Below are 6,728 nucleotides of genomic sequence, written 5' to 3' on the forward strand. Positions count from 1 at the left end.
AGGGGCACTTCCGGCAGTCGGAGGCAGGCATTGCCGGATGTTTTTATTCGGCAATGCCTATTGTCAATCTCTGGTAACATCAACAGGCACGTAGGGGAATTGTCAGCTGGCGCGGAACAACGGGTATCATCTGCCGGATAGAATGGGAATTGATCATCGTAACAAAGAGGCTGCAGGAGTCAGGCCGTTGGCCTGCAGCTGAGCCGGATGTTACGAAGCCTGGCGGCTATCTCTATGAATATTTAACTTTTGATATGGCTTCCGTCCGACTTAAATTGTAACAACTGCAGAATTGATTGATTTTAATGGCAGTGTTATACTTGTTATACACGGGAGGTCATTTATGTTAGCAGTACGTCTTGATTCGTCTGTTGAAGATAAACTGACCCGTCTGGCAAAAGAAACCGGACGGAGCAAAAGCTATTATGTGAAAGAAGCCATAAACAACTACCTGGAAGAAAGGGAAGAATACCTATTGGCTCTTGCCGTTCTGGAAAAAGAAGAACCTCGTACCTCAATTGACGATGTGAGAAAAGAACTTGGCCTGGAGCGTTGATTTTACTGCTACGGCCAGGAAGCAGTTAAAAAAGATAGATCGAAAATGGCTGGGAAAGATCCTTGACTATCTTGAAGATGAAGTCGCTACACTAGAACATCCAAAAGATAAGGGGAAGGCTCTTGTGGGTGACAAAAAAGGCCTCTGGAGATACAGAGTCGGGGATTACAGGATTATCTGCGATATTCTCGATCATGAAATAGTAATTCTTGTTGTTATAGTAGGACCTCGAAAGAATGTCTATTCGGATTGATTCTCTATTGAGAAAATGTAAATACAAATTATCCGGGGATCCAGAGAAACCGCAAAGTCCTTACTCGAAAGGCGGCTTTGCTTAGAATGAGTAAATACCAGGTGGACCTGGTAGGATAGAAATTGAAAGTCATACCACCAGTCTCAGATGTAAATATCAATATTAAGATGGTTTTATTGTTGATAACCTCAGGTTTTAAAGTTATATTTTAGAATAAGAGTGGGAAATCCCACAGGTGAGGTAAATATGACTGTATTAAAAGAATATGATACAAAGCTGGATACAAAAAATAGATTAACAGTTAGAAAAGCCCAGTACGACCACTTTCATGTTATTGAATTTGATGACGGTCACATTGAGCTTAGACCAAGAGTTCTGGTTGATCCAAATATCTTTTCTAAAAATACCCTTGTAATGATGGATCAGGCTATTTCCAATCTCAAGGAAGGAAAAACTTCTGCACCCATCGACTTGTCTGAATTTGACGTGGACTGATGTTGCAATTTGAGATATTGATGGGAGTTCCTGAAATGGAACACTTTTGGAACGATCTTGTTTCCAAAAAAAGATCTGGCCAGTTAAATAAAACAGAAGAGAAGTTATTCAAAAAATTACATAAAGCCCTCTCTTTTTTGAGTAGCAATCCCAAACATAATAGTTTGAATTCACATGATATTGAATCATTGAGTCGACGATATGGCATGAAAGTATGGCAATCTTATCTGGAAAATAACACCCCGGCTGCAGGTAGGATCTTTTGGGTTTATGGACCTGATCAGAAAGAAATAACTGTTCTTGGAATTGAACCCCACCCTGAAGACAAGAAAAAAGGGGCTTATGAAAAGGTAAATCTATCTGAATTACCGGGATCAAAGACTGTTTGATGAAGATCGAGCAAAACAGAAAATCCCTTGCTCGAAAGGCAGCTTTGCGTAGCAAAATGACATTGGCTAGCCCGCAAGGTTAGTAATTGAACGTTTATTAAAACCATGACAGCTTCTAGCGTTTTTAGCTGTAAATGAGCTCAGTAAAGGCCTTCATCATCCGGGCCGTCAGGGGACCGGGTTTTCCGTCTCCAATCATCCGCTTGTCGACGGAAATCACCGGGATCAGTTCCGCCCCCGAACCCGTGAGAAAGCACTCATCCGCCGTATACAGGTCAAACCGGGTGAGGGTGGTTTCCTTGCTGGGAATCCCTTTTTTTTCAGCCAATTCCAGCAGAGTATTTCTTGTGATCCCTTCCAGTAAGCCGTGCCACGAGGCTGGTGTCAGGAGATGCCCGTCTTTCACAATGAAAATATTGTCACCCGTACACTCGGCTACATAGCCTTCTTCACTGAGCATAACCGCTTCAGGACAACCCGCATCCCTGGCCTCTATCTTGGCCAGGATATTGTTCAGGTAGTTGAGACTTTTGATCCGGGGATCAAAAATCCGGGCACTGAGACGTCTGGTGGAGGCGGTGATGATGGGAATTCCGGTTTTATACAGTGTAGCCGGGTAGAGGCTTATGTCATCGGCAATGATCACCAGGGTGCTGCGGGGGCAGGAAAAGGGATCAATCCCGAGGGGGCCTCTGCCCCGTGTGGCCAGAAGACGGATATACCCCTCTTTTCTGTTGTTTCTTCTGACTGTCTCTTCTACGGCAGCCATCGTTTCTTCAAGAGACAGGTTCAGTTCCAGGCGTATCGCCCGGGCCCCCTCGAAAAGCCTCAGAATATGCTCTTTCAGTTTGAAGATTTTGCCGCCATAGATCCTTATCCCCTCAAACAGTCCATCCCCATAGAGGAGTCCATGATCATAAACCGAGACCCTGGCGTTCTCTTTATCAAACCATTCTCCGTCAATGTATATCTCCATTACTTTTCTCCCTTGTCCTCATCGGTATAGATATCCCTCAGCAGGCTGTAACCCTCACCAAAGGTTTCTACCAGTGGGGAATCAAAGCGCCTGACGATTTTCATTATATAAATGTCATGCTTGATATAGTCTTCCGCCAGGGTGACAAAACCCTTGCCCCGGCTCCAGGCTCCCTCGGTGGAGGACGGAGAGAAGGTACCCGACAGGGCCTCTGATCCGTCACAGACCAGTGTGAACCCCCGGCCTCCCTTTTCTTCATAGAGGGTGTCTTTGATGGGATGTTCAAAGATCCGGCCGCTCTGTTCTGTCACGCTTCCGAAGTGCACGACTGCGGCCTGAACCCCTTCGGCTTCTTTTTTCCGGATCAGCGGCGCCAACAGGGAAAACTCTTCAGCCCAAAGAGAAATCAGGATGTTCTTTCGGCTGCGGGAAATCATTTTTTCAGCCCTCTCCAGCAGGGCGGGACGATTGCTGAGATTCCAAACATAGGACACCGTTTTTTTACGGGGCGGGGTTTTCAGTTCTTCCGACAGGGAGGAGAGGGTTTTTTCCATTCTGAAGCGGTAGGAAGAGATGTATTCTTCCGGTTCCTGGGGAATGTAGCGCTTCTTGTTCTTCTCTGTGAGTTCCAGAACAAGCTCTTTTTCCTCCAGCTTTTTGATGACGCCGTATATCTTAGATGTAGGAATGCCGGCTAGTCCGGCTGTTTCATAGGCCGTGAGAGGATTTTCTTCCAGCAGGGCCATATAGGCTCTGGCTTCATAGTCGCTCAGCCCGGTTTGTTTTAACTCTTCTTTTATATTGACTACCATGGTAGTCAATATAAATCAGGGTTTAGAGTTTTGTCAACAATTGTCTTGTATTTTTCGGGGTACTTATTACGAAATCTATGATCTGATAGGATATATGGCTATGATTGATTTGAATGAAGCTCAGGATTTCCTGAAAAAAATAATGATTGAAGCCGGTGCATTGACCCTTGAATACCGGGAGAGTTTTAAGAGCCTCCGGGTGGAGCAGAAGGGGACCGATAAAGACCTGGTGACAGAGGCGGATCAGGCCGTTGAAGTCCTCCTCAGGAAACGGATTCTGGAGAGATACCCGGACCACGCCATTCTAGGAGAGGAAGAGGGTGAGTCGGGAACACATGCCTGCCGCTGGATCATCGATCCCATCGACGGCACAATCTCCTACCTTCACGGACAGTACCAGTACTCTGTTTCCATTGCCCTGGAAGTGGAGGGTACCCTGGAACTGGGAGCGGTATTTGCTCCTGCCCTGGCCGATCTGTTTACGGCAAGGAGGGGGGAAGGAGCCTTCCTTAATGAAAAATCAATATCTGTTTCGGCCATCGATCGTCTGGGAGATGCTGTTCTCTCCACCGGATTCTGCTGCATCCGCGCGGGGATGCAGCAGACCAACCTGCCTCTCTTCTGCGATATGATGCCCCGTATCAGGGATATCCGCCGGGGTGGTTCTGCCGCCCTAGATCTCTGCCTTGTGGCCTGCGGCCAGATGGACGGGTACTGGGAAAAGCATATCAATCTGTATGACATAGCCGCAGGAATGCTGGTTCTGGAGGAAGCGGGAGGAGAGGTTACGGATTATAAGGGTGACCTCGACGGTCTTCCCCGGGAAATCCTGGCAACAAACGGTCTGATCCACGACGAATGCATATCTGTGATCAGACCCTTCATTAGATAACTGAAAGAAGCATCCTCAACTTGATTTAAACCCCGAAGAGGGCTCTCCAGCTTGTATGTTCCATATATATAAGAAGAAAGAGCAGAATTCCCGTTATCAGAGGCAGCAGTATATCGGTTTTTTTAAAATGCACATCCTTGAGGTATGTCCTTTTATCTTTGTATCCGAAGGCCCTGCACTCCAGTGCATCAGCTGTGATTTCCGCCTTCCGTATGCCATTGACCAGAATGGTAAACACATATCGCTGCCAGAGTTTAATGCGGTGCCCCAAACCGGAGCCTGTGGTTCTTCCCCGGATAGAGTGAGCCGCCTTGACTGCTTCGACCTCTTTCTGAATAAGGGGCAGGAAACGCAGGGCAAGAAAGATGGTGAAGGCATAGCGGTAGGGCATACCGACTTTGACTAATGAGGTCATCAGATCCCTGGTATCTGTCGTCCAGATCAGTAAAAAACTTGCCAGAACAATGACAGATAATCTGAAAAAGAAAACAGGTCCCTGTATCAGGCCATAGTCTGATATTTTCAGAAATCCAAAGGAAAAAACAGTGGTTCCCGGATCTATGAAGAAGTGAAATATCATGAGAATGAAACCGAGACCGAAGACGATGAAACCGCTTCGCAGTATTTCCATAAAATGAATTTTTCCTGCGGTGAGAGTCATCAGCAGGATCAGGCTGAATAAGACAGCTCCGGATATGGGCGTCTTAAAAGTAAAAAGTCCAAGGGCAACCATAAACACCCAGATCAGTTTGACAAAGGGATAGGTTCTGTTCAGAAGGGATTTCCTGTCTTTAAAGCTTAAAAAATTACTCTGTGACATCAGGTTCCCTCCGATTTTTGAAGCAGAAGATCCAGGAAGGCTCTGGTTCCGGGAATATGGCCATTCACAGTAATACCATGAGCTTCCATTTTTCTGAGCATCTGGTTTAAAAGGGTCTGCTGGAGGTTCGATTTTTCCAGAATCTCCGGCTCCTTAAAGAGATCTGTGGGGATTCCGTCAAAGTGTTTTAATCCTTCACTGAATACGGCTACCCGGTCGGCATACTCTTCCACCAGGCGCATGTCATGGCTGATCATTATTACAGAAACACCTCGTTTCTGGATTTCCAGCATGATATTCATGAGGGTTTCTGTCATTTCTCTGTCCTGTCCATAGGTGGGTTCATCCACAATCAGAACTTTCGGATCTCCCACAAGCATGGTGGCCACACCCAGACGGCGCTTGTTTCCGGCGCTCAGGGCAAAAGGATGCACATCCTGACAGTCATCCAGCTCCAGAAGAGACAGCAGTTTGTTCCGTTCTTCCTTTAATTTTTCAGGATCAAACAGGCCTTTGGACTGGAGACTGTAATCAATTTCATCTGCCACTGTATCCGTCAGGAACTGGTGTTCCGGATTTTGAAAGACAAGGGAAATATGATTGGCCAGATCCGGGACTTTCCAGTCGGCCGATTTTTTCCCGAAGAGTACCAGGCTTCCCTGCCTGCACTTATTGAGTCCGATCAAAAGTTTGGCCAGAGTGCTTTTTCCGGCTCCGTTTCTCCCCACAATGGCAAGCATCTCGCCCTTGAAAATATTCAGAGAAATACCCTTGAGGGCATATTGGTCATTCCCATAGGAGAAATGAATGTCCTCTCCGATAATCAAAGGCGGGTCTTCGTGAGTTCTGTATGTTTTATTCTCGGCTTCCAGAATGCTTCCTTCTGACAAAATGCCCAGAGAAAACAGCATCTCCAGAGTTTCCTCTATTGTGATGGGAATCCTATCCAAAGAGTAACCCTTCCGGATCAGTCCCAGACCAATTTCAACTGTTTCAGGAAGCCAGATGCCGAGGGATTCTATTTCATTTCCCTGTTCATTCAGGAGGGTATAGGGTTCCCCGCTACTGACGATGCAGCCCCGGTGAAGAACCAGGATCTGTTCGGCTTCAGATATAAAATCATCCAGCTCTCTTGTGACAAGGAGAATGGTGATGCCTTCGTCCCGGAGTCTGAGTATCAGTTCATGGACCTGTCTCGTTGCAATGGGATCAAGGTTGGCAGTTGGTTCATCCAGTATGATCAGACGAGGTTTCATCGCCAGTACAGAGGCCAGTCCCAGTTTCTGGATCTGACCGCCCGAGAGATTCCAAACCAGATTATGTCGGTATTCCTCAATGCCTGTCAGATCAAGCAGCTCTTCAACGCTCATTCTTATCTCTTCTTTTTCAAAAAGGAGATTTTCAGGTCCGAAAGCAATTTCATCTTCCACAGACAGTGTGGCGAACATGGATTCCGGGTCCTGAAACACATAACCGACTTTGCAGGCCAGATCTTTCATCTGAGAATCAACAGTGGCTGTTCATTGAATCAGGAC

The 6,728-nt window shown here is 46.6% G+C and carries 9 protein-coding genes; 5 read left to right on the plus strand and 4 right to left on the minus strand.

The window, feature by feature from the left end; translation table 11 throughout:
* Nucleotides 1–343 precede the first annotated feature (343 nt).
* The 4 genes from PF479_RS14805 (at nt 344) to PF479_RS14820 (ending at nt 1,693) form a co-directional block, all read left to right on the plus strand.
* Nucleotides 344–556, plus strand: coding sequence for a ribbon-helix-helix domain-containing protein (locus PF479_RS14805; RefSeq protein WP_298007974.1), 213 nt, complete (start codon nt 344–346; stop codon nt 554–556).
* Complete coding sequence (locus PF479_RS14810; RefSeq protein WP_298007976.1) at nt 540–809, plus strand: type II toxin-antitoxin system RelE/ParE family toxin; 270 nt, start codon at nt 540–542, stop codon at nt 807–809. Before PF479_RS14805 ends, PF479_RS14810 begins: the two co-directional genes overlap by 17 nt.
* Nucleotides 810–1,055: 246 nt before the next feature.
* Nucleotides 1,056–1,304 (plus strand): hypothetical protein, encoded by a 249-nt coding sequence (locus PF479_RS14815; protein WP_298007978.1) that lies wholly within the window; start codon nt 1,056–1,058, stop codon nt 1,302–1,304.
* Nucleotides 1,305–1,324: 20 nt separating this feature from the next.
* Nucleotides 1,325–1,693, plus strand: a complete 369-nt coding sequence (locus PF479_RS14820; RefSeq protein WP_298007979.1) for a hypothetical protein — start codon at nt 1,325–1,327, stop codon at nt 1,691–1,693.
* Nucleotides 1,694–1,817: 124 nt separating this feature from the next.
* On the opposite strand, the gene ilvE is transcribed toward PF479_RS14820, so the two are convergent.
* Both ilvE and PF479_RS14830 read right to left on the minus strand, forming a co-directional pair.
* Nucleotides 1,818–2,669 (minus strand): branched-chain-amino-acid transaminase, encoded by an 852-nt coding sequence (gene ilvE, locus PF479_RS14825; RefSeq protein WP_298007981.1) that lies wholly within the window; start codon nt 2,667–2,669, stop codon nt 1,818–1,820.
* Nucleotides 2,669–3,481: a TrmB family transcriptional regulator gene (locus PF479_RS14830; protein ID WP_298007983.1), complete on the minus strand. Its 813-nt coding sequence runs from the start codon at nt 3,479–3,481 to the stop codon at nt 2,669–2,671. Before PF479_RS14830 ends, ilvE begins: the two co-directional genes overlap by 1 nt.
* Nucleotides 3,482–3,581: 100 nt before the next feature.
* Here PF479_RS14830 and PF479_RS14835 point away from each other — a divergent pair, with 100 nt between their 5' ends.
* Nucleotides 3,582–4,373 carry an inositol monophosphatase family protein gene (locus PF479_RS14835; RefSeq protein ID WP_298007985.1) on the plus strand — a complete coding sequence of 264 codons (792 nt, stop codon included), beginning with the start codon at nt 3,582–3,584 and terminating at the stop codon, nt 4,371–4,373.
* Between the two features lie 25 nt (nt 4,374–4,398).
* Here the strand turns inward: PF479_RS14835 and PF479_RS14840 are convergent, their stop codons facing one another.
* Both PF479_RS14840 and PF479_RS14845 read right to left on the minus strand, forming a co-directional pair.
* Nucleotides 4,399–5,193 (minus strand): energy-coupling factor transporter transmembrane protein EcfT, encoded by a 795-nt coding sequence (locus PF479_RS14840; RefSeq protein ID WP_298007987.1) that lies wholly within the window; start codon nt 5,191–5,193, stop codon nt 4,399–4,401.
* On the minus strand, nt 5,193–6,692 hold the full coding sequence (locus PF479_RS14845) for an ABC transporter ATP-binding protein (protein ID WP_298007989.1): 1,500 nt from the start codon (nt 6,690–6,692) through the stop codon (nt 5,193–5,195). The genes PF479_RS14840 and PF479_RS14845 overlap by 1 nt, the downstream gene beginning before the upstream one ends.
* Between the last annotated feature and the right edge of the window lie 36 nt (nt 6,693–6,728).

The sequence above is a fragment of the Oceanispirochaeta sp. genome, assembly GCF_027859075.1.
In the GTDB taxonomy this organism is placed as follows: domain Bacteria; phylum Spirochaetota; class Spirochaetia; order DSM-2461; family DSM-2461; genus Oceanispirochaeta.